Here is a 25808-nt window from a genome sequence, read left to right on the forward strand (position 1 = left end):
CGCGAGCGCCATGCAACACAGGAGAGCAATCATGGACGTGATGCCGAAACCGCTGCCCATCGATCCCGAACGCATCCCGGGGTTGAGCGGTAAGCTGCTGCGCAGCCATTACGACAACAACTATCTGGGCGCGGTCTCGAAATTGAATTTGATCCGCAAACGGCTGGAAAGCGCGGGTGGGCAAACTGTGCGCGGGTTTGCGCTCGTGGGAGCCAAGCGGGAAGAATTGCTGGCCGCCAATTCGGTATTCCTGCACGAAGCGTACTTTGACGCTTTGGGGGGGAATGGCGTCATTCCGCAAGGCGGGTTTTCCGTAGCCCTGGAACGTGATTTCGGATCCGTCGGCAATTGGCACTCCGAATTCAAGGCGCTGGCCGAGGCAATGGGCGGAGGGGCAGGCTGGGCGATCCTGGCCTGGTCGTCGCGTGAAGCCCGATTGATCAATCACTGGGCGGGCGATCATACCCAACTGCTCGCCGGATCATCGCTACTGCTCGCGCTCGACATGTATGAACACGCCTATCACCTCGACTTCGGAGCCAGGGCGTCCGCGTACGTCGACGCGTTCCTGGCGCAGATACGATGGGATGCAGTAGCTTGCGCGTACGCTCGAACCATGGATGCCGCCAGCACCATGTTGCGAATCCTGCCGTCCGAAGCGGCAGCCCAAAAGAGGGCAGTCGTTCTCGATGTGCGGCGCAGGCCTGTTTTCGAACTTGCGCACGACAGAATCCCGGGCGCCGAATGGAGGGATCCTTCCCTGGTTGCCCAGTGGCAGTGCGAGTTCGACCAAGCCCAAGACGTAATCGTGTATTGCGTCCATGGCCACGAAATCAGCCAGAGCATCGCACTGGTACTCAGGGCTCGAGGCATACACGCATGCTACATGGCGGGAGGAATTGAAGGTTGGAAGCATGCCGATTTGCCGGTCTGTTGAGTCCGAATCGCCCTTCGCATCGATGGCTGACCTCCCGTCTTACGGCTAGCGGCTCTCGGAGGGCTCATGGCTGCTGAAGATTGCCTACTACGCGACATTCCCCCGTCAGTGACAAAATCTACGGTCGCTTCGAGTGCCCAGGCGCGTGGCGATGCCGATGGTGAATATCCGGATAGTGCGGGTGCGTATGCGTCAGCACGTCATGCCGATGAGGGTGAGTGTGTGGCTCCATGCCGTTCCAAGCGAAGGGATGTGCATGCTGGTGGTGCTCGTCATGCACGTGCCTGTGGCTATGCTCCAAAACTTCATGAGTGTGCTCGTGCGCATGCCGTTCACGCACGTGCAACCATACGCCAAGCGCCATCAACGCGGCGGCAGGCCAGAAAAGCAGGCCGGGATCCTCGGGCCACAAGATAAAGGAGATGGCGACGCCGAAGAGTGGCGCAACTGAAAAGTAGGCGCCGGTCCTGGCGGTTCCCAGCGTCCGGAGCGCCAAGACGAACAGCGTCAGGCTTAGGCCATACCCAAGGAATCCCACCGCGAGACTGGCGCCCACCACGGCAATCGGCGGAAGCTCGGCGCCACCGAGCAGCGCCAGAGTCGTACTGACCGCTCCGGCGGCCAACCCCTTTATTCCCGCGATCAGCATGGCGTCATTGCTCGCGACTCGACGGGTAAGGTTGTTGTCCACCGCCCAGCAAAGACAGGCTCCCACGATCAGCAGCGCCCCAAGTGACAGGGCCGCGCCGCCCGGTTCCCAGGACAGGAGGACGCCACCGAGAACGATGGCAATCATGCCCAGCACGATCTGGCGGTCGGCGTTTTCCTTGAATACGCCCCAGGCAATGATTGCCGTGAGCACCCCTTCGACATTCAACAAGAGCGAAGCGGAGGCGCCGCTCGTCTGGGTCAATCCAAGCATCAGGAGAGCAGGGCCGAGAACGCCGCCCGCAATGATCGCGCCCGCCAGCCAGGGAAGATCTGACCGAGGAATGCGCAAGACAGGCGCATCCGCCGGATCTTTGGTGCGGACAATGTGGCGTAGCGCCAGCAGAATCCCTAGGCCCAAGCCGCTGCCCAGGTAGAGAAGTCCCGCCAGCAGCAGCGGCGCGACGCCTTCGACCAGGGTCTTGGCCAGTGGCGTGCTGGCGCCAAACAACAGCGCCGCTGCCAGTGCGGGAAATGCTGAACGGATCGACATGGAGGCACGGAGATCGCGTGAATGGTTGAGCGGCAAGGAATGCGCGGCATCGCTTGCGCTTGAAAAGTCCGAGGGACCAAGAAGAGGAACCGAGGGGCGGGTTCACACTCTGGATTCATAAATCGTACTTTACATAATACACATTATGCGCATAACTCGTATGGCTGAGGCCGTTGCGCTCGGCGGACACCCATGTCGATCTGTACCAGCTAGATTCAACCTGTCTGGGTGTCTACCAAAATTAGACCCCTACAGGGTCACAGCGGCCGCCTCGGCCGGCGCGCCCGCCGCGTGGCGATTGCGGTAGTCTTCCAGGAACGCCGCCACCCGGCCGATCGCGTCACGCAGATCGTGTTCGTACGGCAGGAACACCATGCGGAAGTGATCGGGCGCGTGCCAGTTGAAGCCGGTGCCCTGCACCAGCATCACGCGCGTGGCTTCCAGCAGCTGCAGGAAGAACTGGCGGTCGTCCTTGATGGGATAGACCTTGGGATCGAGGCGGGGGAACATGTAGAGCGCAGCCTGCGGCTTGACGCAGGTCACGCCCGGAATTGCGCTGATGAGTTCGTAGGCCAGGTCGCGCTGCTTGCGCAACCGGCCGCCCTCGCCCACCAGATCGTTGATGCTCTGGTAGCCGCCCAGCGCCGTCTGGATCGCCCACTGGCCGGGCACGTTGGCGCACAGCTTCATGTTGGCAAGCATGTCCAGGCCTTCGATGTAGTCCTCGGCAACGCTCTTGTCGCCCGAGACGATCAGCCAGCCGGCGCGATAACCGCAGGCGCGATAGCTCTTGGACAGCGAATTAAAGGTCAGCGTCAGCACGTCGGTCGACAGGCTGCCGATCGCGGTGTGCTTGACGTCGTCGTACAGAACCTTGTCGTACACCTCGTCGGCGAGGATCACGAGGCCGTGCTCGCGCGCGACCTCGACGATCTCCTTCAACACCGATTCCGGATACAGCACGCCGGTGGGGTTGTTGGGGTTGATCACCACGATGCCCTTCGTGCGCGGCGTGATCTTGCTGCGGATGTCGGCCATGTCGGGGATCCAGCCTTGGCTCGCGTCGCACAGATAGTGCACCGGCGTGCCGCCGGACAGGCTGGTGACGGCCGTCCAGAGGGGATAGTCGGGCATCGGCACCAGCAACTCGTCGCCATCGTCGAGCAACGCGTTGGTGGCCATTGATATCAGTTCGGAGGCACCGTTGCCGAGATAGATGTCTTCCAGCGTCACGCCCTTGATGCCCTGCTCCTGCGAGTAGTGCATCACCGCCTTTCGCGCCGCGAAATTGCCCTTGCTGTCCGAGTAACCCGCCGAATTCGGCAAGTTGCGGATCATGTCGAGCTGGACCTCTTCGGGGGCATCGAAACCGAACGCCGCCAGATTGCCGATATTCAGCTTGATGATCTTCTGGCCTTCGTCCTCCATTTGCTTGGCCCGATCCATGATCGGTCCGCGGATGTCGTACAGGACGTGAGCCAACTTGCTCGATTTGTTGATGATCTTCATAGACGGCGACTGGCGGGGCAGCAGAAGGAGTTGAGTCGAAGAATTGCGGTCGTCAGGGCGGGCAGGACCGGCATGGGTCAGAACTGCCGCGATCCTGGGCACGACCGCGCTGACGGCATCATAGCCGAGCGGGCCGATTGCGGCGGCCAGCTTGCCTGGCGTCAGCACTCCATGCAGCACTCCAACCGCATCCCCCCGCCTCAGATCACCGTACTCTCAGTTCACCGTAATGTTCGCGTCCTTGATCAGCTGTGCAAAGCGGGGTACATCGCGGGCAATAAGCGCCTGAAAAGCTGCCCCGCCCTGCTCTTTCTCGGCTGGCGCCTGCGCCGCCAGCTTGTCCAGCGATTCCCGCACACCCGGATTTTTCAGCGCCGCGGCCAGTGCCTGCTCCAGTCGGGCGATGACGGCAGGCGGCGTCCCGGCGGGCGCCGCGATGCCGTTCCAAACGCTCATGTTGAAGTCTGGCACGCCTGCCTCGGCAAATGTCGGCACGTCGGGGATTTGAGGCAGGCGGCTTGCGCTGGCCACCGCCAGTGCCGTGACCCGCTTGGCCTCGTGAAGCGGGATCATCGTGACTGTCTGGTCAATGACGGCATCCACGGTGCCGGCGATAAGGTCCGCGATGGCCGGTCCGGCACCCCGGTACGGGATCTGCATGCCTTGCGTCCTGGTGACATGCATGAAGTACGCAGCCGAGATATGACTGGTCGACCCGTTGCCTGCATTGCCGAAGTTCACGTCAGCGCCGTTCTTCTGCAGCCGTGCGACAAAGTCCGGCAATGTGGCGATGCCGCTTTTCTTACTGACCGACAACACCATCGGTACGGTCGCCACCAGCCCCACGGCGGTCATGTCCCGGCGAGGATCGAACTTGCTCTTGGGATACAACGACGGCGCGATCGCCAGCGACCCCATATTGCCGAAAGTGATCGTATAGCCATCGGGCTCCGCACGGGTCACGCGCTGGTTGCCGATCATGGTCCCGCCGCCGCCCAGGTTCTCGACCACGATCGTCTGCCCCAGATTCTCGCCCATCGCCTGGGCGACGATGCGGGCCAGGCCGTCGGTCGATCCGCCTGCGGCGTAAGGCACCACCATCGAGATGGCCCGCGTTGGATAGCCTTCAGCGGATGCGCTCCCGGCCAGGGCGATCAGGCCAGCCCCCAGTGTGGCTAGAAAAATCCTTTTCATGTCTTGCTCCTCGCTGTTTCTGTCGGCAATAGCCGATCCTCCGCCTTGTCCTGGCGGTTTTTGTGATGCAGGTTGAAAAGGCGGGGCGACGATTGCCGCGCCCGCGTCGAAATGAAGCTGGCTATTCCGGCTTGGCGGCCAGTTCTGCGCCCGCCAGCAGTTCGGACAAGCGGGCCACCGCCGTGTGATCCTGTCCGGGCCCCAGGGTCTTGCCCGCCGACGCCCAGAGTTCGCGGCACAAGGAGGCGAACGGCGTTGGCGTTCCGGTGTCGGTGGCGATTCCCAGCGCGATACCCAGATCCTTGACCATCAGGTCCAGGCCGAAACCCGAGTTGAACTGACGCGACAGGACGAACTGCTTGAACTTCTTCTGCGTTGAATTGTTCATGCCGGTGGAGGCATTCAGCACGTCCACAATCACGTTGGGGTCCAGACCGAACTGCTGGCCGATCAGCATGGCCTCGACGCCAATCAGGAAGCCGCCCGCCGACACCAGGTTGTTCAATGCCTTCATGGCATGGGCGCTGCCGACTTCGCCAACCGCGGTGATGGACGTCCCCATGGCGGCAAGCGCCGGACGCACGCGCTCAAGCGTGGCAGCGGGACCGCCGAACATGATGGCAAGTTCGCCGGTGCGCGCGCGCGGCACGCCGCCTGACACGGGCGCATCCACCATCTCGCCGCCCGCGGCTGCCACGGCCGCCGCCAGCCGTTGCGTATGGGCGGGCACGCCGGAACTCATGTCGACGACAACGCTGCCCGGGCGCAAGCCCGCCAGCACGCCTTCGGCGCCGTTCAACACCTTCTCGACGATTGCGCTGGTGGGCAGCATCGTAAAAATGATGTCGCTCTGTGCGGCCAGTGCGGCGCACGTTACGGCGGCCTGGCCCCCTACTTCCTCAGCGAATCTCGCGGCTTGCCCGGGCACGGCATCGAAAACCGTTACCGCATGGCCGGCCTGCACCAGGCGGGCCGCCATCGGCCAGCCCATGCTGCCGATCCCGATGAGGCCTACGCGTTCCCGCGGCGCGCTCATGGCTGCTGCTCCTTGAACGCTCCTTCCTCTTCCAGCACCTGGTTGGCGACCTTGAATGCATCCAGGCCCGCGGGGATGCCGCAGTAGACGGTGGCTTGCAGAAGGATTTCCTTGATCTCTTCCACGGTGACGCCGTTGTTCAGCGCGCCCTTGACGTGCAGCTTGATTTCCGCGGGTCGGTTCAGCGCCGTGAGCATCGCCAGGTTCAGCATGCTGCGCGTCTTTTTCTCCAGGCCCGGGCGACCCCAGGTGTAGCCCCAGCACCATTCCGTGGTGATGTGCTGAAAGGCCATCATGAAGTCATTGGCCCGGGCAAGGGACCCGTCGACGTACTCGGTGCCCAGCACTTCACGGCGCAGGTTCAGTCCTTGGTCGAACAAGGCTTGGGTTTCGGATTTGGTGTCTGCCATGGATTCCTCGTGGTTGAAGCGCCACGCAAAATGGGTTTGCTGCGTGTCGTTTGTCGGATTGTCCGGCAATCTTTGGCGTCGCGTCAACAGTCTGATTGTCCGACAATCTTCTTGACTGCTTAAAAAATGAGCACAATAATGCGCCAAAGCGCCGGGCTGGCTGCCGTGCGCCCACACCCACAAAAGCCAGGAGACAAGCATGGAAAAAGAAGCCAAGCAGGCCCTATCCCCCGGACGCCGGGAATTTGTTGCCGGACTGGGCGCGGCCGCCCTCGCCGCCGCCCTGCCCGGCCGCACGCTCGCGGCGCCGGCTGAAATCAACGTCGGCGTGATCCTTCCCTTGTCCGGCGCCAATGCGCAGTTCGGCATCAATTCCCGTCAGGGGCTGGAGCTGGCAGCCGACGAAATCAATGCGGCCGGCGGCATCAAGGCGCTGGGCGGGGCGAAACTGAAACTGATCATCGCGGACGCCACCTCGCAACCCACCACCGCGGCCACCGTCGCCCAGCGCCTGATCACGCAAAACCGTTGCGTGGCCATCATCGGCGCCTATGCCTCATCGCTGACGCTGGCCGTCTCCGAGGTCACCGAGCGCCGCGGCATTCCCCTGCTCACCATGTCGTTCTCGGATGTGCTGACTGAACGCGGTTTCACACACATCTTCCAGGTGGTGTCCAAGGGATCGGTGCTTGGCAAGGCGCAATACGACTACGCCGCGTCAGTGGTGGCCGGGGCATCCGACATCAAGAAAATCGCGCTGCTGTATGAGGACACCGCCTATGGAACATCCCAGGCCGTGGGCGTGCGCAACGCGGCCAAGGCGGCGGGCGCCCAGATTGTGCTGGACGAGGCCTATCCGCTGGGCATCACCGATGTCACGCCGCTCATCAGCAAGCTGCGCGGCTCGGACGCACAGATCGTGTTTCCGATCTCGTATCTGAACGACAGCCTGTTGATCATCCGGGTCATGCGCCAGCAGCGCCTGACCGTCCCCGTTGTTGGCGGGGCGGCCGGCTACGTGATTCCCGACTTTGCCAAGGCGCTGGGCCAGTACTCCCAGGCAGTGCTGTCGATTGCGCCAGCCAACTACGATCAGGCGCCGGAATACACCGAGCGCTACCGCAAGCGCTTCGGCACCTTCATGCCGCACGAGGCGCTGGAGCACGCCGTCTGCGCGGGCGTCCTGGCGCAGGCGCTTGAAGTGGCCGCGTCGGACAAGCCCGAGGCTGTGTCCAAAGCGCTTCGCGCGCAGAAATACGACCAGGGCTGGTCTGGCGTGATGTCCGGCGGCGGCGTGCATTTCGACGCCAATGGCCTGAACACCCTGGCCCAGCCCATCATGGTTCAGTGGCAGAACAACGAACTGGTGTCGGTCTGGCCGCAGGCGCTGGCCAAGGGCCGCGTCATCACCGCAAGCTGAACGCGTCCCGCGCAAACGGAGGACAGTCATGCAATTCTTGCAGGCGCTGGTGGACGGCATTCTGCTGGGCGGGGTGTACGCAGTCATATCGATCGGGCTCACGCTCGTTTTCGGGGTGGTCTCCATTGTCAACTTCGCCCAGGCGGAGTTCCTGATGGTGGGCATGTTCGTTGCGTACTTCGCCTGGAAACTGCTGGGTGTGGATCCGCTCCTGGGGTCGCTGCTGTCCTTCGCCGTGGCATTCGTGCTTGGCGTGCTGACGCAGAAGTTCCTGATAAACCGCGTGCTCAAAGCGCCCGCCGTGGCGCAGATCTTCCTGACCGTGGGGCTGCTCATCGTCATGGAGAACCTGGCGCTGATCCTGTTCGGATCGGAGTTCCGCTCGGTGCAGACGGCGTATCAGATGACAGCCCTGGCGGTCGGCCCGATCTTGCTGAGCGCGCCGTATCTGCTGGCTTTCGTGGTGGCGGCGGTGGCCGGGCTGACGCTGTGGTGGGTGCTGAAGAAGACGTGGTGGGGCATGGCGGTGCGAGCCACGGCGCAAGACCCCATGGCAGCCCGGCTGTCAGGCATATCCACCCATCGCGTGCACCAGCTGGCCTTCGGGCTTGGCGTGGGCCTGACCGCCCTGGGCGGCGGCATCATCCTGCCCTATCTCACGGCATCGACCACGGTTGGCGCGCAATTCAGCGTGCTGATGTTCACGGCGGTGGTGTTGGGCGGGCTGGGCAGCGTCATGGGCGCGGTCGTGGGCGGCGTCGCGGTTGGCGTAATCCAGTCGTTGTCCTCGCTGGTGCTGCCCATGCAGCTTCAAAACCTGGTGCTGTTCGCAATCTTCATTCTCGTCCTGGCGGTACGCCCGGAAGGTCTCTTGAAAAAGGCAACATGATGGCGCTCTATCGACAATTTCTGCCGTGGGCTGCGGCGCTGCTGATCGCCCTGGCCGCTCCATGGCTGATGGAAGATCAGGGCTATGGCATCCGCGTCCTGACGCTGGTGCTGCTGTTCGCCGCGATGGGCCAGTCCTGGAATATCGTGGGCGGCCTGGCCAACCAGATCTCGTTGGGGCACGCCGCCTTTTTTGGGCTGGGCGCCTACACCTCCACCCTTTTGCTGATGCGCTACGGCATTTCGCCCTGGCTGGGCATCGTGGCCGCCATGGCGGTGGCCGGGATCGCGGGCGCCCTGCTCAGCCTGCCCACCATGCGCCTGCGCGGTCACTACTTTGCGCTGGCCACGCTGGCGTTCGGCGAAGTGCTGCGCGCCATTGCCAATACGTGGGCGTCGGTGACGGGCGGGCCCGTCGGACTGTCCATCCCGTTCTCGGAAGGCTTCGCGCAGATGCAGTTTAAATCCAGCATCCCCTATTACTACCTGATGCTGGGCGCCGCGCTCATCACTTCCATCGTTTTCGCGCTGATCAGCCGATCGAGCCTGGGCTACCGCCTGCGCGCCGTGAAAGCCAATCCGCAGGCCGCGGAGGTCATCGGCGTGAACACCGCGCAAACGCGCATCCTGGCCGCCGTCATATCCGCGGCGCTGATGGGCGCGTGCGGCACGCTGTATGCGCAGTTCATTTACTTCTTCGACCCGGACACGGTGTTCTCCCTGGTAGGCATTTCGGTGCGCGTGGCGCTGATCTGCATCATTGGCGGCGTGGGCACGGTGGCGGGACCGCTGATCGGGGCGCTGGTCATCATTCCTTTGGAAGAGGTGTTCAACGACTGGCTGTCGGGCCATACCGCGGGCGTGTCCCAACTGGCGTTCGGCCTGATCCTGATTGCCATCATCCTGATCGAGCCGCGCGGATTGTCCGCATTGTGGGCGCGGCTGCGCAACCTGACACGGAGCCAGCATGCCTGACATCCTGAAGGTATCGAATATCCAGCGCCGCTTTGGCGGCCTGAAGGCGGTCGACGACGTCTCGTTCAGCGTGGCCCGCGGCGACATCCTGGGTCTCATCGGTCCGAATGGCGCCGGCAAGACGACCCTGTTCAACCTGCTGGTGGGCCTGTACCCCAGCCAGGGGGGGCGTATCGAACTGGAAGGCCGCGACGTGAGCGGGCTGCGTCCCCACCAGATCGCACGGCTGGGCATGACGAAGACCTTTCAGAACGTGGCGCTGTTTCCTGAAATGACGGTGCTGGACAACGTGCTGGTCGGCGGCCTGCTGCGCCACGACGTGGGCCGCGCACGGCAGGTCGCGCGCGACAACCTGGATCGCGTGGGCCTGTCGGCCATCGCGGCCAAGCCCGCCGGCGATCTGTCCTTTCCGGAGCAGGCTCGGGTGGAACTTGCCCGCGCACTCTGCACCGACCCGAAAGTCTTCCTGCTGGACGAGGTGATGGCAGCGTTGAACGAGTCCGAAATGGACGCCTTGCTGGATCTGATCCGCACATTGCGGGACGAATCGGGCATTACGTTCATCGTGGTCGAACACCACATGCGCGCCATCATGCGGTTATGCAACCGCATCCTGGTGTTGTCGTTTGGCCAGAAAATCGCCGAGGGCAGCCCGGCCGAGATCGCGGCCAATCCCACGGTGATCGAGGTGTATCTGGGAAAATCGATGGAACAGGTGGAGGTGGCCGCATGAGCCTGCTGCAGATCCGGGGGCTGACCGCCTCTTACGACCGCAGCCCGGTGCTGCATGATGTGTCGCTGGAAGTGCCGCAAGGCGGCTTTATCGCCGTCGTCGGCGCAAATACCGCAGGAAAAAGCACGCTGTTGCGCTGCATATCCGGCCTGCTGGACAGGGTCAGCGGCAACATCGTATTCGATGGCCAGGACATTTCGCGCCTGCCCCCCCACCGCATACCGGAAATGGGCATCGCCCACGTGCCTGAAGGCCGTCACGTCTTTCCGGAAATGACCGTGGAGGAAAACCTTTACCTGGGGGGATATACCCGCCGCAAGGACAGCGCGGGCCTCAGGAGCCGTTGCGAACAGGTCTATGCCCTTTTTCCGCGGCTGCTCGAACGCCGCCGCCAGCAGGCCGGCACGCTGTCTGGCGGGGAACAGCAGATGGTGGCGTTCGGCCGCGCGTTGATGCTCGATCCCCGCCTGCTCCTGCTGGACGAGCCCAGCCATGGCCTGGCGCCCAAGGTGGTCGAGGAAATGCACCAGGCCATGATCGACATCCATCGCAGCGGGTTGACCATTTTGCTGGTGGAACAGAACACCCGGCTGGCGCTGTCGGTGGCTGAACATGCCTACGTGCTGCAATCCGGTTCGATGGTGTTGTCGGGTCCAAGCAGCGCCCTGCTGGAAGACAACCGGGTGCGCGCAGCCTACCTCGGACTGTGAACATGGCTCGCCGGCGGGATATATTTCGTCTTTACGTTGAACCGGCAGCTCGCACCGGTCAGGCCACGCGCCTGGCCGGAAACCTGAGCCTGCCGCCAAGTTAAGCGAGAGACACCATGCCAAGTTCCACCGGCGCCGTTTTCGAGAAGCCATCCACCCTGCGCACCCGCGTCGAGGAATTCCTGCGCACGTCCATCATGGACGGCCGCATCAAGGGCGGCGAACGCCTTCGTGAAGTTGAACTCTGTGAGCAGCTGGGCATCAGCCGCAGCACGCTGCGCGAGGCGCTGCGCACGCTGGAAGCCGAACGATTGATTTCCATCGAACCGCACCGCGGCCCGACGGTGGTCCGCATCACCGAAAAAGCGGCCCGCGATCTGTATGCGCTGCGTGCGCTGCTCGAAGGCTTTGCCTCCCATGAATTCGCCCGATTGGCCAGCGACGCCGACGTCGAGCGGCTTCGAAAGGCCGTTCAGGCGCTGAATCGCCAAGCCAAAGGCAACAACAAGTCGCTGCTTCTGGCGGCCAAGCGAGACTTTTACGACGTGCTGCTGTCGGGCTGTGGAAACGATCTGGTTAAAGACATGTTGCCCGGCCTGCTGTCGCGCATCAATCTGCTGCGCGCCACGTCATTCGCCCGGCCCGAGCGCCTGCCCGAAAGCATGGCCGAAATCGATCACATTTTCGAGCGCATCCTGGCGCGGGATCCAGCTGGCGCTCAAGCGGCGGCCCAGAGCCACATCGTGAATGCGGAACGCACCGCGCTTGAGGTACTGAGGCGCCAACAAGAGGAGACAACCACAAGTGAAAATGATCGTTCAGGAACTGAGAGCCAGGGTGGACCTGGCGCATCAGGATAGCGAATTCCAGGCGGCCGCCAGGGGCCTGCAATGCGCCATCTGGCTGCAGTCCGGCTCCGATCAGGACGCAAGGATCATGGCCTGGAGCGGTCGGCCTGCCACGCCTGCGCAGTGCATCGTCATTACGGCGCCTCCCGACACATGGCGCAGGTTGCTGGAGTCCAGTCCCCCGGTCGGCTACCACTCTTTCACCGCAGCCCAACGTTACGCCCAAGGCATGCAGGTCAAGGGAGACACGTTAGCCGTTGCCCAAGCCTTGCACGCACTGGAACGGCTCTTTGAGATTTTCCGTGGCCAGGTGGCGCTCACGCCTTCTCCTTTGCTGGACCGCAGTGTTATCTCCGGCAATTACGCCACGCTCGACCTCCAGACTACGCAAGCGTCCATTTACTATGAAACCAGCGGCCCGGATGACGGCCCGCCGCTGCTCATGCTGCACACGGCAGGCGCCGACTCGCGCCAGTATCACGCCTTGATGGCGGATGCGGATTTGTGCCGGCAATGGCGCATGATCGCGTTTGACATGCCAGGCCACGGCCGCAGCATGCCCCTGCCCGGCCAGGCCTGGATTGACGCCGGTCTCAGCCGGGAAAGCTATCTCCGCATCTGCCTGGCCGTCATGCGCCAATTGGCGGGTGAACCCGCCGTTCTGCTCGGCTGTTCAATGGGCGCGGCAATGGCGTTGGTCATTGCCGCGCAACGTCCTTCGGAAGTTGCCGGCGTCGTGGCGCTTGAGGCGCCCTACAAAGCGACCGGCCGACGTTCTCCCATGCTGTGCCATCCCGAGGTCAACCAGGCCGCGCACAATCCCGCCTATGTACGCGGGCTGATGGGTCCCGCGTCTACGCTGGACGCCCGCCGCGAAGCGGCCTGGATATACGCGCAAGGCGGCTTTGGCGTCTACGCCAACGATCTCTGGTTCTACAGCGAGGACTTCGACGCCGCCGCGCACTTGAGCGGTCTGAATGCCAGCAAGTTCCAGGTATCGCTGCTGACAGGCGCCTACGATTACTCGGCAAGTCCCGATGACTCGCAACGCGTCGCGGCGCTCATTCCGGGCGCGCGCTTCAGCGCCATGCCCGATCTGGGGCACTTTCCGATGGTCGAGAACCCGCAGCGCCTCATGCACTACCTGAAGCCAGAACTCGAACTGATACGCAAAGACAGGGAAGCCACATGAACCTGCCCAACCACGAAGTCTACGCATTGCGTTATGCCACCGTGGCCAGACACCGTACGCAGAACTTCATCACCCCTCCGGACCCTCACGACGGTCCGATGCCGATGGATTATTTCGTGTGGGTCATCAGAAGCGGGCAACGCGTATGGCTCGTCGACACCGGATTCAACGCGGCCGCGGCGCAAGCTCGCGGGCGCGAATTCCTGCGCTGTCCGATCGAAGCGCTGAAGATGTTGAGCATCAATCCTGAAGACGTCCGGGACGTCATCGTCACGCACCTGCACTACGATCACGCCGGCAACATCCGAAAACTGCCCCAGGCGCGGCTGCATCTGCAGGAGAGCGAGTTGCAGTACGCCTGCGGCTGCAACATGCGTTTCGACATGCTGCGTCATGCCTACGCGGTTGAAGACGTGGTCGATGTCGTGCGTGGGGTGTACGACAAGCGTGTTGCGTTCTATCACGGGCACGATGAGATCGCGCCGGGCCTGCAATTACTGCACATCGGAGGCCACACGCAGGGGCTTCAGGCCGTGCGTGTGCATACTGAGCGCGGCTGGATCGTGCTGGCCTCCGACGCCAGCCACTATTACGACAACATGAGGCTGGACGCGCCATTTCCCATTGTTCTGAACGTGGCCGAGATGCTGGCAGGCTACGAAACCCTGCTGAAGTTTGCTGAGTCTCCGGACCATATCGTGCCGGGGCATGATCCTTTAGTGCGATTGCGCCATCCGGCATTCACCGATGGCAATACAGAGATTCTCGCCTTGCACAAGGGGTTCCCGCCAGGTACACAAGGAAAGCCTTCAGGACAGCCCTGAATGGCTTCGCCGTCAATCTTCGATTTCTCCTAGTTCGATCCGATGCTGGGTACGCTCCGCCTTGGCTCGCAGATAGGCCTTGTTGTGCGCGTTGGGAAAAACGCCGGTCAAACGGCAGCCGCTGACGCGGATGCCCATGCGCTCCAGTTGCGTCTGCTTGTCAGGATTGTTCGTCAGGAGTTCGAGGTCCTCGACGCCCAGCGCCCTGAGCATCTGGGCGGCCGGCGTGTAGTCGCGGTCGTCCAGGCCGTGGCCTAGCTCCAGATTGGCCGAATAGGTGTCGTGGCCCTGTTCCTGCAGCTGGTAGGCGTCCAGCTTGGGGTACAGGCCGATGCCGCGGCCCTCCTGGCGCAGGTACAGCAGATAGCCGCCCTCCTGGCTCATCAGGCGCAAGGCTTCCTCCAGCTGCGGGCCGCAGTCGCAGCGCAACGAACCGAAGACATCGCCGGTCAGGCACTCGGAATGCAGGCGCACCAGCGGCCTGGCGCCCGGCTGCCCGAACCGGAGCGCCAGGTGATCGCGGCCATCGGCCAGCCCGTGAAAGCTATAGGCGAGTGCTAGCGCCTCGGAACCGTCGACAAGGCGGATGGGCAGCCGGACGGTGGCGCGAATGGAGGCTTCTGGCAACTGGGCGGCAACGGGAGGAATTACGGGGTTCACGACAAACAGGCATCCGGTAGCGGTTCGGGTTGCCGGGAAGGCAACTGGCGTGGCGCTGGTACAAAATCCAGGCGCCCTGGTGAATATGGGGGCAATTCCGCGCAGCACAAGTTCGGCCGCGGCAAACCCATTCGCCAGTCCGACAAGATAACGCATCTGACGGCGGGCCGCCCGGGGACCGGCGCCCGCCGCCTGCCCAGGCGGCCCCCCTCTTCCCGGCGCCCCGCCTTACGCGCTGCCGGCACCGATCCGCCCGCAGGCGCTGGCGCGCCGCGGCGGCAGGCCTGCCCGCTTACATCACGCGCACGCTGTCGACGTCAAATTCCACGCCCTTGCGGTCGCGGTCGAGTTCGCCGCGCAGTTCGACCTGGGTCTTGTCGTCGACCTTCTGGCCGGCCGGAAAGTCGTCGTTGTCGATCTCGACGCGGATCTGGCCGGTGCCGTCGTCGAACGTGTAGTGGTCGTCGCCGTCGTGCGAGACGATGCGCCCGCGCAGGATGGCGTTCTGGTCGTCGCGCCCGTTGGCCAGCAGCTCCTTGACCGTCGTGACGGCGACCGTGCTGGGGCCGCTGTAGCCTTGCGACGCCGGTGCGCCGGTGCTGGGGCCGGTGTAGCCCTGGGCGTGGACGGCGCCCGCGGCCAGGGCGGCCGCTAGCGCGGCGCCGGCCAGGAAGGTGCGGGTGAAGGGGGAGCGACGCGAGATCTGGCTCATGAGGGGACTCCTTGCGCGGGATGCGCTTGATTGTTGAACACAGCCCTATTTGACGACCCGAACATGAAGAGGACCTTAGTCCTGCGGGCCAGGCTTTCGCAAGCGCAGTCAGCGCACGCCCTCGGCGGGCAGCAGCAGCGTCACGCCAAGCCCGCGGCCGTTCAGGCCCGGGCCGAAGCGCAGCTCGGCCCGGTGCACTTCGGCCACGCGCGCCACGATGGACAATCCCAGGCCGTTTCCGGGCACATCGCTTCCCAGCACCCGGAAGAAACGCTGCGTCAGGCGCTCGAGGTCAGCCGGACTCACCCCGTCGCCGTCGTCGCTCACGCTCAGCGCCACGTGCTGGCCGATCCGTTCCGCGGCCACGAGCACCTGCCCGTTCCTGCGGCCGTAGCTGATCGCGTTGTGGATCAGGTTGCGCAACGCCGTGAACAGCGCGTCGCGGTTGCCATACAGCTCGGGCTCGCGCACGTCCACCGTGATGGTCGCGCCCCGCGCCGCAGCGCCCTGCGCGCAGGCATCGGCGGCATCCTGCAGCAAGGCCTGCGCGGCAATGCGTTCGCGGGGCAAGGCGTCGGCGGACTGCGGATCCAGGCGCGCAAGCTGCAACAGGTTTTCGACCAGGGCGGTCGCGCGCATCATGTCGGCGCGCAGGCGCTGCAGCTGCGCCGCAAGCGCCGGCGCCTGCTCGGCCGGATGGCTGCGTTGCAGGACCTGTATGCGAGAGGCCAGCGCGGCAAGCGGCGTGCGCAGTTCGTGGGCGGCATCGGCGGTGAACCGGCGTTCGCCTTCGAGCGCGCGGTCCAGCCGCCCCAGCAACCGGTTCAGGGCCGCCACGACCGACCGGACCTCGTAAGCCTGGCTGTCGTCGGCCACCGGCGACAGGTCGGCGGGCGATTTGGCTTCGATGCCGCGCGCCATGCGTTCCAGCGGCTTGAGCAACCGCCAGATCAGGAGCCAGTTGATCAGTCCCAGCAGGACCCACAGGCCGACCAGCGGCCAGGCCAGCGATTCCAGCATGTCCCAGATCAGATCGGTGCGGTCGTCGAGTTCTTGCCCCACCTGCGCCGAAAAGCCCAGCGTGTCGTGATGGCGGACGTAGACGCGCCAGTCTTCGCCGTCGGCGCGCACGTCGTAATAGCGGTCGCCGCGGCGGTCCGGGTCGACGAAGGGCCGCTTGGGCGCGTCTTCGCCGCGCAGCAGCACTTGGCCGCTGCGCGAGACAAGCTGGTAATCCAGCCGTAGCGACGGCTGCGCATCGCCGGGCTTCCCCTCGCCCGAATCGCGGCCGATGCTGCCTTCGCCCAGGGCCAGCACAAGCCGGGCGCCCTCTTTCAGCCAGTCGTCGTAGGCGTCATTGACCTCTTTGCGGGCGATCGCCAGCACGATGAGGGTGCTGACCAGCCCCACCAGGATGCTGGAGCCCAGCGTGGTCGATACCAGGCGGCGGCGCAGCGAATAGCCATGTTGCGGCCGGGATTTCCTGCGCCAGCGCATGTCAGTCCGCCAGGCGGTAGCCCTGGCGCCGGACTGTCTTGATCAGGTCGGATGCCAGCTTGCGCCGCAGGTTGTAGATGTGCACTTCGATCGTGTTGCTTTCGACTTCGTCGCCCCAGCCGTAGAGCGCTTCTTCAAGCTGGGCGCGCGACACGATGTGGCCGGGCCGCCGGATCAGGGCATGCAGGATGGCGAATTCATGGGCGGTGAGTTCGACCGGCACGCCGTGGAAGCGAACCTGCTTGGCCGCCACGTCCAGCGTCACGCCGCCGTGGCTGAGCGCGGGTTCCGCATGGCCGTCGCGCCGGCGCACCGCGGCGCGTATGCGCGCCGAGAGCTCTTCAAGGTCGAACGGCTTGACCAGGTAGTCGTCGGCGCCCAGGTCCAGGCCTTCGATGCGGTCGGGCACGGCGTCGCGCGCGGTGATCATGATTGCCGGCACGTTGTCGCGCCGCGCTCGCAGCCGGCGCAGCAGCTCGTCGCCCGTGAGCCCGGGCAGGCCGCGGTCGATCAGGACGCAGTGGTAGTCGTGCGTGACAAGGGCCGTCTCGGCCAGGTCGCCGCGGGCGACGCGGTCGACGACGTAGCCGTCCAGCACCAGCCAGGACGCGATCGACTCGCCCAGGGATTCATCGTCTTCGGCCAACAGGATGCGCATGCGCAGACTATACGCGACAGGATGAAGCGAATCTTAAGAGACCCGTCCTGCATGGGGACATCGCAAGCGGCAGGCCCTGCCGCCCGCGGGCAGCCATCGACCGCACACTCTGGATCAGCAGACTCGCAAATTGACCGGAATCAATATTGGATGTCCATGGAGATCGATACTGGCTGCACGCCCCTCTTCCGGAGATCAGCATGTACAACCGAATCCTTGTTCCCATCGACGGTAGCGAAACCTCCCAAGTCGGACTGAAAGAGGCGATACGAATCGCCGGACTCACGCAAGGCCGGTTGCGCCTGATACACGTCATTGATGAGCTGTCGTTCGCGCTGACCGTGGACGCCTACAGCTATCACGCCGGCGAACTATTGGACCTGATGCGCGCCAATGGGAAAAAGTTGCTGGAATCCGCCCAGGAAACCGTCCGGGCAGCAGGCATCGAGGCGGACTACGCGCTGTACGAGAACCTGGATCGCACCGTGCAGCAGCGCGTGCTCGACGAGGCGGACGCCTGGAAAGCGGATCTGATCGTCATCGGCACGCATGGCCGACGGGGCGCGCGCCGGCTGGTCCTGGGTAGCAGCGCGGAGGGGATCATGCGCGGCGCATCCGTGCCCGTCCTGCTCGTGCGGTCCCCCAAAGGCACGTCCTAGCGTGCCGTCGCCTGGCGGCGGCGCGGGCTATGTATTCCCCGGTGCGTTATGCCTTGCTGATGGCTTTGGCAATACCGGGCGCCGCTCGGCCATGCGCCATTGTTTCAAGGAAGCAGGACGGCCGTCGCCTGTAGGCGGCCCTCGCGCAAGTCGTCCAGCGCGAGGTTCGCGTCTTCAAGGCGATATGTGCAGATATCGGTGTGCAGGTTCCAGGCTTGCGCGCTGCCCAGGAACTCCCTGCCATCTTCGCGCGTCAGGTTGGCGACTGAGGACAGCGATCGCTCGCCCCAGAGCAGGCGATACGGAAACGCCGGTATGTCCGACATGTGAATGCCGGCGCAGACCACCCTGCCTCCCCGGCGCACGGCCTGCAGCGCATTTGGAACCAACCCGCCGACGGGGGCAAAGATGACGGCGCCATCCAGCGGCTCGGGCGCGGGCTCATCACTATTGCCCGCCCAGATCGCGCCCAGCGCAAGGGCGTGGCGTTGTGCCGGACCGTCGCCGCGCCGCGTAAAGGCATAGACTTCCCTCTGCTGCCGCCGGCACACCTGGGTCACGAGTTGCGCCGCCGATCCGAAGCCGTAAATTCCCAGTCGCCGCGCGCTTCCCGCCGCGCGCAACGCCCGCCAGCCTATCAGGCCGGCGCAGAGCCACGGCGCCACCTGCGCCGCAGCCGCCTTTTGCGGCAACGCGAACAAATAGTCCGCGTCCGCAAGCATGTGGGACGCAAAGCCGCCATCCCGCGTGTATCCGTTGAACAGCGCGTCGCCGCACAGATTTTCACTGCCGGACAGGCAGAACTCGCAATGACCGCAGGTTCGCGCCAACCAGGCTGCTCCAGCACGGCGGCCGAGCCATGCTGCGTCGACCCCCGGTCCCACCGCCTGCACGATGCCCGCGACTTCATGGCCCGGAATGACGGGGCAGGCAAGGTTGGGCAGTTCGCCGTCGACAACATGCAGGTCGGTGCGGCAGACTGCGCAGGCCAGTACCCGCAACAGGACCTGCCCAGCGCCCGGCTCGGGCGTAGGGAGGGTTTCCAGTACCAGGGGCGAACCCGGCTCCCGCAGCACCATGGCTTTCATGGCGTTCGGACCAGCAATATGGGGACGGGAGCGCTCCGCACGACACCTTCGGCGCTGCTGCCCAGCATCGCCCGCTTGACGCCGTGATGCCCATGCGTGCCCATGACGATCAGATCCGCCTCCCAGTCCAGGGCCGACTGGACGATCCGCGCGGGAACCGGCAATGCCCCCTCGTCATGGAATAGGGTCTCCGCCTGAACGCCCGCGGCCGCTGCCCGGGCGCGGGCGCGCTCCAGCAATGTTGCGCCGGCCCGTTTCATATGCTCCCGCAGCCCCCGGACGTAATCGTCCGCATAGGGGTTGGCGGCAATGGCGCCCGGCACGTCCTCCAGTACATGCACGATGAGCAGCCTGGCGCCCGGAGCCCTGGCATTCTCAATGGCTTCGGCCAGTGCGCGGTCGGACGCGTGGCTGCTGTCGACGGCAACGAGGATGCGGTGATACATGCTCCCTCCCGGGCCCAGGGTGCCGAGCGCGCCTAATGAGAAAACAGGACCGGCACGGTCATGGCGGCAAGCAGCGAGCGCGTGGCGCCGCCCATGACCAGCTGGCGCATGCGGCTGTGCCCATAGGCCCCCATGACGATCAGGTCAGCCGCGAAATCCGCCGCCGATGTCAGGATCGCGTCGCCGATGTCGATATCGCGCGTGTCCCGGGCCTCATGCACGGGCAGCGGAAAGCCGTGGCAACTGCAATATGCGGCCAAGTCCTCGAAGGGAATCCCACAGTCGCCCTTCGCCTCCCGCCCCTCGTCCAGGCTCAGTACCCGCAGCGCGGCGGCATTGCGCAGCAGCGGCGCCGCGTCGGCGAGAGCGCGCGCGGATTCCCGCCCGCGATCCCAGCAGTACAGCACCCGGTCGCCAAGTGAATGAAAGGTGCCGGAGGTCGGCAGAACGATGACCGGGCGTCCGGTCGACAGCAGGACCTGCTCGACAAAATCGTTCCCTATGGCGGCCTGAGGATCGTGCCTGTTTTGCTGGCTGACGACGAGCACGTCCGAATGGCGCGCATACCCGGACGCGCATTCCGCGGGCGTGCCCTCCTCGCCCTGGCGCCAGGATGCAGCCACGCCGGCATCCTGAGCGGCCTGGCTGAATGCCGTCTGGACGGCGCTGCGGGCCTTCTCGTGAACCAGGACAGCCTTGTCCATGGCCTGGACCCAGAGCCCCGCCTCATCATGGAAGTACCCTGGCGAGACGTAACTCGCGAAAATCCCGGTCAGGTGGGCGTCATGCGCCTTGGCGATGCGCAGGCAGAAGTCGAGTCGGCGCTGGCAGTCGGCTCCATGGTCCAGGTGGACGGCGATTCGACGAAACATCGTGATCTCCCGAGGCCGCAGGTACGTGGGCGTGGCGGCGAGCGCGCCCTCGTTGCCATCTTGCGCGGTTGCGTCGCCCCGATATTGACCATAGTCAATCCAAAAACGGGGACGACGGCAGGCTGAACGCTTTGCGCTGCGCCTGGCACGGCGGGGGCCGAGTCTCTCCCTCAACGGACCTGCGAAATGCGCCCCGAAATTGACGGCGGTCAATTGCCGCGGGGGCGTCCGCGTCATGATGGAGTCCCGCCAGCCCTGGCTGTGCTATCCGGACATCCCAACCTGGAGACCATCGTGAAAAACGTGCTCATACCCATCGACGGATCTGCCAACGCCCTGCGCGCAGTGAACTACGTAATTGATCAGGTTCGGGAATCCGGTCCCTGCTCGATCCATCTCCTGAATGTGCAACTGCCCATTGTTTCAGGGACGGTGCATGCCTTTATCTCGAAGGAAATGATCCAGGATTACTACGAGGACGAGGCGAAGGCCGCCCTTGCGCAGGCCAGGATTGCGTTGGACAAGGCCGGCCTGACATACCAAACCGCGCTACGCGTGGGGCCTGTGGCGGCGACGTTGACTGCATATGCCGCCGAACAGAAGTTCGATCACATCGTCATGGGATCCCGGGGGCTCGGCGCGGCGGGCAGCCTGCTGCTCGGGTCCGTAGTCCTGAAAGTGCTGCAGACCGTCCACATTCCCGTCGTCGTCATCAACTAGCAAGCTGTCCCCCGGCGAGGCCGGCATGGCAAAACGTGCGGCTTGGGATCTGGGCCGGGCGCAAACCCCAGCGCGCGACGCCTGCGTTCAATCCAGATCCGCCGTCTCCGCCGGCTCCACCGCATGACAGCGCCAGCCAAGCTCGTCTTTGATGCGCAGGCGCAGGGCATCGGCCGCGCCAGGTTCTCCATGCACGATGAACGTCTGCCTGGGCGCCCTGGAGAAACCGCCCAGCCACCGCAGTATCTCGTCGGCGTCGGCGTGCGCCGACAACATGGACAGGTTATCCACCTCGGCGCGCACAGGGACGTATTCACCATGGATCTTGACCGCCCTGGCGCCGTCCAGCATCGCGGCGCCCCGGGTTCCCACCGCCTGGAACCCGGCGAACAGGACGGTGTTGCGCGGATCGGCGACGTAGTGCTTCAGATGGTGGATGACGCGCCCGCCCGTCGCCATTCCGCTCGCGGACAGGATGATCTTGGGCATGGGTGACCGGTCCAGCGCCTTGGACTGTTCCACGTCGCTCACGCAGGAGGCCACGCCATACGCGGCCTTCGCATCCGCGCCCGCAAGCCGCTGGTCGGCGCTGTGCCGCAGGTAGACCTCGACTGCGCCGCTGGCCATCGGGCTGTCCAGGTATATCGGCAGATCGCGGGAGATGCGCCCCGCCTGCTTGAGTCGCCAGAGGTGAAACAGCAGCAACTGCGCGCGGCCGACCGCAAATGAAGGGATGACGATGGTCCCGCCGCGCTTGACGGTGCGGCGGATGATGGCGGCCAGCGCGTCCAAAACGCTCTCCGTACTATGGCGACGGTTGCCGTAGGTGGATTCGACGATCAGGTAATCCGCATCCGCCACGGGCTCGGGCGGCGGCATCAGCGGGTCGTCGTAGCGGCCAAGATCACCCGAAAACACGAGGCGTCCCCCCTCGTGTTCCACCGCGATGATGGCGGCGCCCAAGATGTGCCCGGCTCGGACGAGCCGGAATCGCAAGCCTGCCGGCAGCTCGGTCGACGTTTCGAACGGGATCGGCCGCAAGGCGGCGATAGCCCGATGCGCATCGGCCACGGTGTAGAGCGGCAGCGCGGGCCGATGCCGCGACAGGCCGTGCCGGTTCATGTAGTCCGCGTCGGCTTCCTGAAGATGGGCGCTGTCCAGCAACAACAGCCGGCACAGGTCGGATGTGGCCTCGGAACAGTAGATCGGGCCCGTGAAACCTTCCCGGACGAGCCTGGGCAGATAGCCCGAATGGTCGAGGTGGGCATGCGACAGCACCACGGCCTCGATTTTCGAGGGCGCGACGGGAAATGGCGCCCAGTTGCGCAGCCTCAGCGCCTTCACGCCCTGGAACAGCCCGCAATCCAGCAGAATCAGCCGCCCGCCGGCTTCGAGCAGGTGGCGTGAGCCGGTGACCGTGCCGGCGGCGCCCAAAAAGTGAACTCGCAGCTTCGTTGCCATGGATTTTCTCCGCTGACTCTCATTGCCGGCAGGTTCGCACGCTCCGTCGGCGTTCGGCGCAGCCGCCGCGTTCTTGCTTGACCAAAATCAAGATCGCCATTGTCCGGGAGATCACCATAGGACGAACGAATACACACGCCGGGGTACGCCCCGCCACCCTGGAGAATTGCCATGAATGCGCGCGACCTCATGACCGCGGCTCCCTATTGCGTATCCGCCAGAACTCCGGTTTCCCAGATTATGCATGCCATGTTGAACCAGAACATCAGCGCGGTCATGGTGGCGGGTGACGACGGCGCACTGATCGGAGTGGTCAGCGAAGGGGATCTGGTGCGCCGCCAGGACAGCGCGCACCAGAAAAAAATGGATCATTGGCTGTCGCTGCTGGCCGAGGGCGAAGCGCTGAACCTGGAATTTCTCCATAGCCTGCAACTGGGCGAGCAGACGGCTGCGGCCGTGATGAGCAGTCCCGCGATCACGGTGGATGAATCGGCCGACCTGGCCGAAATCGCCGATGTGCTGCTCAAACGGAGCATCAAGCGCGTGCCTGTCACCCGCCAAGGCAAGCTGGTCGGCGTGGTCAGCAGGCGCGACATTCTGCGGGCCCTGCTCGCCCAGGAATCTTGAGGCTGCAGCCGCGGCCAGGAGGCATCGCCATGCGGATCGGCATTGTTTTCTATTCCCGCACCGGCACGGGGCGGACGGTGGCCCAGCGCCTGGCATCGATAAGCGGATGGCCGGTCCATGAAGTGCGGGATGCCGCGCCGCGGATCGGGCTGATCGGCGATCTTCGGTGCGTCGTCGACTGTCTATTCAAGCGCAACCCGGACTTCCGCTTTGATGGCCCTTCCCTGGACCAATTCGACCACCTCGTCCTGATCGCGCCAGTGTGGATGCGGTCGCTGGCCGCTCCCATGCGGTCATTCCTGCTTGCGCAGGGCCGGTTGATCAAGGCGTATTCGGTCATTTGCGTCATGTCGGGCTATGGCGGCTTTCGCGCTGTCGACGACGTTGCGGCCATCGCGGGCGCCAAGCCCAGATCGATCCTGCTGCTGAAGCAATACGATGTGCTGGCCGAAGAGTGCGACGCGTCCCTGTGCCGTTTCCGGGACCAGACCCTCGCTGCCGGGGGCATGGACGCAGCGAACGATCCCATGCTTTCCTCGATGGACTGACGCGCGCGCATCGGAAAAGCGGTGACGCACCGCCGAACGCACTAGTGCTTCTGACGCACCCCGGCACGCAGCGGTCGCCCGGTGCGGAAATGTGTGTTGCAATGGGCCGAGCACCTGTTCCGGCATAACGGGAAACACCCTGTCTCCTGCGATGAAGCACTCGCCCAGCGCGCCTCCGCTGCTCGATATCATCCAGTCCGCGACCGAGCCGATCATCACGATCAACGAGCTTCAGCGCATCGTGATGTTCAACGCCGCGGCGGAGCGCGTCTTCCTGTATGACGCCGGGCAGGCCATCGGGGCCAGCCTGGATATCCTTATCCCCGCGCGTTTCCGCGCGGTCCATGTGAAACACGTCAGGCGTTTCATGGAAACGGGCTTGTCCGATCGCCAGATGGGCATGGGCGCGCCGCTGTGGGGACTTCGCTCCAACGGAGAGGAGTTCCCGATGGAAGCCTCGATTTCGCAGGCGCGTACGGAATCGGGCGCGTTCCTGTCCGTCTTCCTGCGCGACATCACCGAACGCCAACGCATCGACCAGGCTCTGCGCGCCTCGCGCGATGAACTCACCCGACTGTCCAATGCCTTGCTGCATGTGCGCGAACAGGAAAAAAAACACATTGCCCGCGAACTGCACGATGACCTGGGCCAGAGCCTGACTGCATTGACGATGGAGCTGTCACAGCTGGATGCAGGCCTTGGGCCGAATGACGCCAATGCGCGGGATCGCGTGCGGGCGATGCGCCTTCTCATCAAGGGCACGTTTGCGTCCCTGCGTCGTATCGCTTCCGATCTGCGGCCAGTCATGCTCGACGACTTGGGCCTGGCCGCCGCCGTCGAGTGGCTGGTCGCCAACTTCGTGTCCCGATACGGCATCGACACCGATGCGGAGATAAAAATCGGGCCGGCCGAGCCGAACAAGCAGGTGGCCACCACCCTTTTTCGCGTCGTCCAGGAAGCGCTGACCAATATTGCCAAGCATGCCCAGGCGACGAAGGTTCACGTCCGGCTTGTCTGCGACGCGTCGCGCTGCCAGCTCACGGTGCAGGACAATGGCGTGGGCGCCACGCCGGAAAGCCTGGCCAAGAAGCTGCCCATGTCCCTCGGCCTTCAAGGGATACGCGAGCGGGTCAGGCTGCTTGGCGGCGAAGTGACAATCAATACCCGCAAGAAAGGCGGGTTCCGTCTGGACGTGGGGATGCCCGCCCAGCAATCCGCCTCGCAATGGGAGGCCTCATGATCACCGTCATGCTGGCGGATGACCACACGCTGCTGCGCGAAGGCCTGCGGCGCCTGCTCGAGCAGGCGGGGGACATTTCCGTTCAGGGCGAAGCGGGAAACGGCAGCGAAGCGCTGAAACTGCTGGGCGAACGGAATTGGGACCTCCTGGTGCTGGACATGTCCATGCCTGGCCGGGATGGCGTAGACCTGATCCGGCAGATAAAAGGCGCTTATCCGGCGGTGCCGATATTGGTCCTGACAATGCACGGCGAACAGCAATACGCCGTCCAGGCGATCAAAGCCGGCGCGGCGGGCTACCTGACCAAGGACAGCGCCGCCGAGGAACTGGTTCAGGCGGTACGCAAGGTCGCCGCCGGCGGGCGCTACCTGAGCCAATCGTTGGCGGAGAGCATCGCTTTCGAGCGCTATGGCGATGGGGCCGCGCTGCCCCACCTGCTTCTGTCGGATCGGGAACTGTCGGTCTTCCGGCATCTTGCCTCGGGCCTGAGCAATTCGGACATCGCGCGGCTGCTGTTCGTGAGCGTCAAAACCGTCAGCACCTACAAGAGCCGGATACTGGTCAAGTTGAATCTTCGAAACCAGGCCGATCTGGTGCGCTACGCAATCAGGCATCGCCTCATCGACGATCAGGACACATCCGGCCCTTGATGGAAGACGTAGGAATATTCCTACGCGCGTAAGCATCGGCCGGCAAAAACTGGCGATCCCTGCTGATAGCCATAGCCGCCGGCGCATCCGATA

At 64.4% G+C, this 25808-nt stretch carries 28 protein-coding genes; 15 read left to right on the top strand and 13 right to left on the bottom strand.

Annotated elements, in window-relative coordinates; genetic code table 11:
* Window positions 1-31 precede the first annotated feature (31 nt).
* Window positions 32-937 carry a Fe-Mn family superoxide dismutase gene (locus tag ABE485_RS10070; RefSeq protein ID WP_346515151.1) on the top strand — a complete coding sequence of 302 codons (906 nt, stop codon included), beginning with the start codon at window positions 32-34 and terminating at the stop codon, window positions 935-937.
* Window positions 938-1055: 118 nt separating this feature from the next.
* On the opposite strand, the gene ABE485_RS10075 is transcribed toward ABE485_RS10070, so the two are convergent.
* From ABE485_RS10075 to ABE485_RS10095, 5 genes are all read right to left on the bottom strand, one after another.
* A complete protein-coding gene (locus ABE485_RS10075) occupies window positions 1056-2138 on the bottom strand; it encodes a DMT family transporter (protein WP_346515152.1) in 1083 nt (360 codons plus the stop codon).
* Between the two features lie 249 nt (window positions 2139-2387).
* The gene (locus ABE485_RS10080) at window positions 2388-3647 is read right to left on the bottom strand and encodes a pyridoxal phosphate-dependent aminotransferase (protein WP_346515153.1); all 1260 of its coding nucleotides are present in this window, start codon (window positions 3645-3647) and stop codon (window positions 2388-2390) included.
* Between the two features lie 216 nt (window positions 3648-3863).
* The gene (locus ABE485_RS10085) at window positions 3864-4841 is read right to left on the bottom strand and encodes a Bug family tripartite tricarboxylate transporter substrate binding protein (RefSeq protein ID WP_346515154.1); all 978 of its coding nucleotides are present in this window, start codon (window positions 4839-4841) and stop codon (window positions 3864-3866) included.
* 121 nt (window positions 4842-4962) lie between these two features.
* On the bottom strand, window positions 4963-5877 hold the full coding sequence (locus ABE485_RS10090; RefSeq protein ID WP_346515155.1) for an NAD(P)-dependent oxidoreductase: 915 nt from the start codon (window positions 5875-5877) through the stop codon (window positions 4963-4965).
* Window positions 5874-6287, bottom strand: coding sequence for a carboxymuconolactone decarboxylase family protein (locus ABE485_RS10095; RefSeq protein ID WP_346515156.1), 414 nt, complete (start codon window positions 6285-6287; stop codon window positions 5874-5876). Before ABE485_RS10095 ends, ABE485_RS10090 begins: the two co-directional genes overlap by 4 nt.
* Window positions 6288-6486: 199 nt before the next feature.
* Between ABE485_RS10095 and ABE485_RS10100 the strand changes: the two genes are divergently transcribed.
* From ABE485_RS10100 to ABE485_RS10135, 8 genes are all read left to right on the top strand, one after another.
* Complete coding sequence (locus ABE485_RS10100) at window positions 6487-7707, top strand: ABC transporter substrate-binding protein (RefSeq protein WP_346515157.1); 1221 nt, start codon at window positions 6487-6489, stop codon at window positions 7705-7707.
* Window positions 7708-7735: 28 nt separating this feature from the next.
* A complete protein-coding gene (locus tag ABE485_RS10105) occupies window positions 7736-8596 on the top strand; it encodes a branched-chain amino acid ABC transporter permease (protein ID WP_346515158.1) in 861 nt (286 codons plus the stop codon).
* Complete coding sequence (locus ABE485_RS10110) at window positions 8593-9570, top strand: branched-chain amino acid ABC transporter permease (protein WP_346515159.1); 978 nt, start codon at window positions 8593-8595, stop codon at window positions 9568-9570. Before ABE485_RS10105 ends, ABE485_RS10110 begins: the two co-directional genes overlap by 4 nt.
* Window positions 9563-10303 carry an ABC transporter ATP-binding protein gene (locus ABE485_RS10115; protein WP_346515160.1) on the top strand — a complete coding sequence of 247 codons (741 nt, stop codon included), beginning with the start codon at window positions 9563-9565 and terminating at the stop codon, window positions 10301-10303. Before ABE485_RS10110 ends, ABE485_RS10115 begins: the two co-directional genes overlap by 8 nt.
* Complete coding sequence (locus tag ABE485_RS10120; RefSeq protein WP_346515161.1) at window positions 10300-11013, top strand: ABC transporter ATP-binding protein; 714 nt, start codon at window positions 10300-10302, stop codon at window positions 11011-11013. The genes ABE485_RS10115 and ABE485_RS10120 overlap by 4 nt, the downstream gene beginning before the upstream one ends.
* 116 nt (window positions 11014-11129) lie before the next feature.
* Complete coding sequence (locus tag ABE485_RS10125; protein WP_346515162.1) at window positions 11130-11873, top strand: GntR family transcriptional regulator; 744 nt, start codon at window positions 11130-11132, stop codon at window positions 11871-11873.
* Window positions 11824-13053 (top strand): alpha/beta fold hydrolase, encoded by a 1230-nt coding sequence (locus ABE485_RS10130; RefSeq protein WP_346515208.1) that lies wholly within the window; start codon window positions 11824-11826, stop codon window positions 13051-13053. Before ABE485_RS10125 ends, ABE485_RS10130 begins: the two co-directional genes overlap by 50 nt.
* Window positions 13050-13877: an N-acyl homoserine lactonase family protein gene (locus tag ABE485_RS10135; protein ID WP_346515163.1), complete on the top strand. Its 828-nt coding sequence runs from the start codon at window positions 13050-13052 to the stop codon at window positions 13875-13877. Before ABE485_RS10130 ends, ABE485_RS10135 begins: the two co-directional genes overlap by 4 nt.
* A 12-nt stretch (window positions 13878-13889) precedes the next feature.
* Here the strand turns inward: ABE485_RS10135 and ABE485_RS10140 are convergent, their stop codons facing one another.
* The 4 genes from ABE485_RS10140 to ABE485_RS10155 form a co-directional block, all read right to left on the bottom strand.
* A complete protein-coding gene (locus tag ABE485_RS10140; protein ID WP_430795412.1) occupies window positions 13890-14471 on the bottom strand; it encodes a GTP cyclohydrolase II in 582 nt (193 codons plus the stop codon).
* 358 nt (window positions 14472-14829) lie between these two features.
* Window positions 14830-15249, bottom strand: coding sequence for a YgiW/YdeI family stress tolerance OB fold protein (locus ABE485_RS10145; RefSeq protein ID WP_346515164.1), 420 nt, complete (start codon window positions 15247-15249; stop codon window positions 14830-14832).
* A 108-nt stretch (window positions 15250-15357) separates the two neighbouring features.
* Complete coding sequence (locus ABE485_RS10150; protein ID WP_346515165.1) at window positions 15358-16746, bottom strand: ATP-binding protein; 1389 nt, start codon at window positions 16744-16746, stop codon at window positions 15358-15360.
* A 1-nt stretch (window position 16747) separates the two neighbouring features.
* A complete protein-coding gene (locus ABE485_RS10155) occupies window positions 16748-17404 on the bottom strand; it encodes a response regulator transcription factor (protein ID WP_346515166.1) in 657 nt (218 codons plus the stop codon).
* Between the two features lie 200 nt (window positions 17405-17604).
* On the opposite strand from ABE485_RS10155, the gene ABE485_RS10160 reads away from it, so the two are divergent.
* Complete coding sequence (locus ABE485_RS10160) at window positions 17605-18063, top strand: universal stress protein (protein ID WP_346515167.1); 459 nt, start codon at window positions 17605-17607, stop codon at window positions 18061-18063.
* A gap of 104 nt (window positions 18064-18167) precedes the next feature.
* Here the strand turns inward: ABE485_RS10160 and ABE485_RS10165 are convergent, their stop codons facing one another.
* From ABE485_RS10165 to ABE485_RS10175, 3 genes are read right to left on the bottom strand one after another with little or no spacing between them, the layout of a single operon-like run.
* Complete coding sequence (locus ABE485_RS10165; RefSeq protein ID WP_346515168.1) at window positions 18168-19151, bottom strand: zinc-dependent alcohol dehydrogenase family protein; 984 nt, start codon at window positions 19149-19151, stop codon at window positions 18168-18170.
* On the bottom strand, window positions 19148-19597 hold the full coding sequence (locus ABE485_RS10170; RefSeq protein ID WP_346515169.1) for a universal stress protein: 450 nt from the start codon (window positions 19595-19597) through the stop codon (window positions 19148-19150). Before ABE485_RS10170 ends, ABE485_RS10165 begins: the two co-directional genes overlap by 4 nt.
* A 32-nt stretch (window positions 19598-19629) precedes the next feature.
* On the bottom strand, window positions 19630-20469 hold the full coding sequence (locus tag ABE485_RS10175) for a universal stress protein (RefSeq protein WP_346515170.1): 840 nt from the start codon (window positions 20467-20469) through the stop codon (window positions 19630-19632).
* Window positions 20470-20763: 294 nt separating this feature from the next.
* Here ABE485_RS10175 and ABE485_RS10180 point away from each other — a divergent pair, with 294 nt between their 5' ends.
* The gene (locus tag ABE485_RS10180; protein WP_346515171.1) at window positions 20764-21189 is read left to right on the top strand and encodes a universal stress protein; all 426 of its coding nucleotides are present in this window, start codon (window positions 20764-20766) and stop codon (window positions 21187-21189) included.
* 87 nt (window positions 21190-21276) lie between these two features.
* Here ABE485_RS10180 and ABE485_RS10185 read toward each other — a convergent pair whose 3' ends face one another.
* On the bottom strand, window positions 21277-22650 hold the full coding sequence (locus ABE485_RS10185; protein ID WP_346515172.1) for an MBL fold metallo-hydrolase: 1374 nt from the start codon (window positions 22648-22650) through the stop codon (window positions 21277-21279).
* Between the two features lie 171 nt (window positions 22651-22821).
* Between ABE485_RS10185 and ABE485_RS10190 the strand changes: the two genes are divergently transcribed.
* From ABE485_RS10190 to ABE485_RS10205, 4 genes are all read left to right on the top strand, one after another.
* Window positions 22822-23277, top strand: a complete 456-nt coding sequence (locus ABE485_RS10190; protein WP_346515173.1) for a CBS domain-containing protein — start codon at window positions 22822-22824, stop codon at window positions 23275-23277.
* A gap of 29 nt (window positions 23278-23306) precedes the next feature.
* Entirely contained in the window at window positions 23307-23825 is a 519-nt protein-coding gene (locus ABE485_RS10195) for a flavodoxin family protein (protein ID WP_346515174.1), read from the top strand.
* A 151-nt stretch (window positions 23826-23976) separates the two neighbouring features.
* Window positions 23977-25065: a PAS domain-containing sensor histidine kinase gene (locus ABE485_RS10200; RefSeq protein ID WP_346515175.1), complete on the top strand. Its 1089-nt coding sequence runs from the start codon at window positions 23977-23979 to the stop codon at window positions 25063-25065.
* Window positions 25062-25715: a response regulator transcription factor gene (locus ABE485_RS10205; protein ID WP_346515176.1), complete on the top strand. Its 654-nt coding sequence runs from the start codon at window positions 25062-25064 to the stop codon at window positions 25713-25715. The genes ABE485_RS10200 and ABE485_RS10205 overlap by 4 nt, the downstream gene beginning before the upstream one ends.
* Window positions 25716-25808: the final 93 nt, after the last annotated feature.

The sequence above is a fragment of the Achromobacter spanius genome (assembly GCF_039673305.1).
Taxonomy (GTDB): Bacteria; Pseudomonadota; Gammaproteobacteria; order Burkholderiales; family Burkholderiaceae_B; genus Achromobacter; species Achromobacter spanius_F.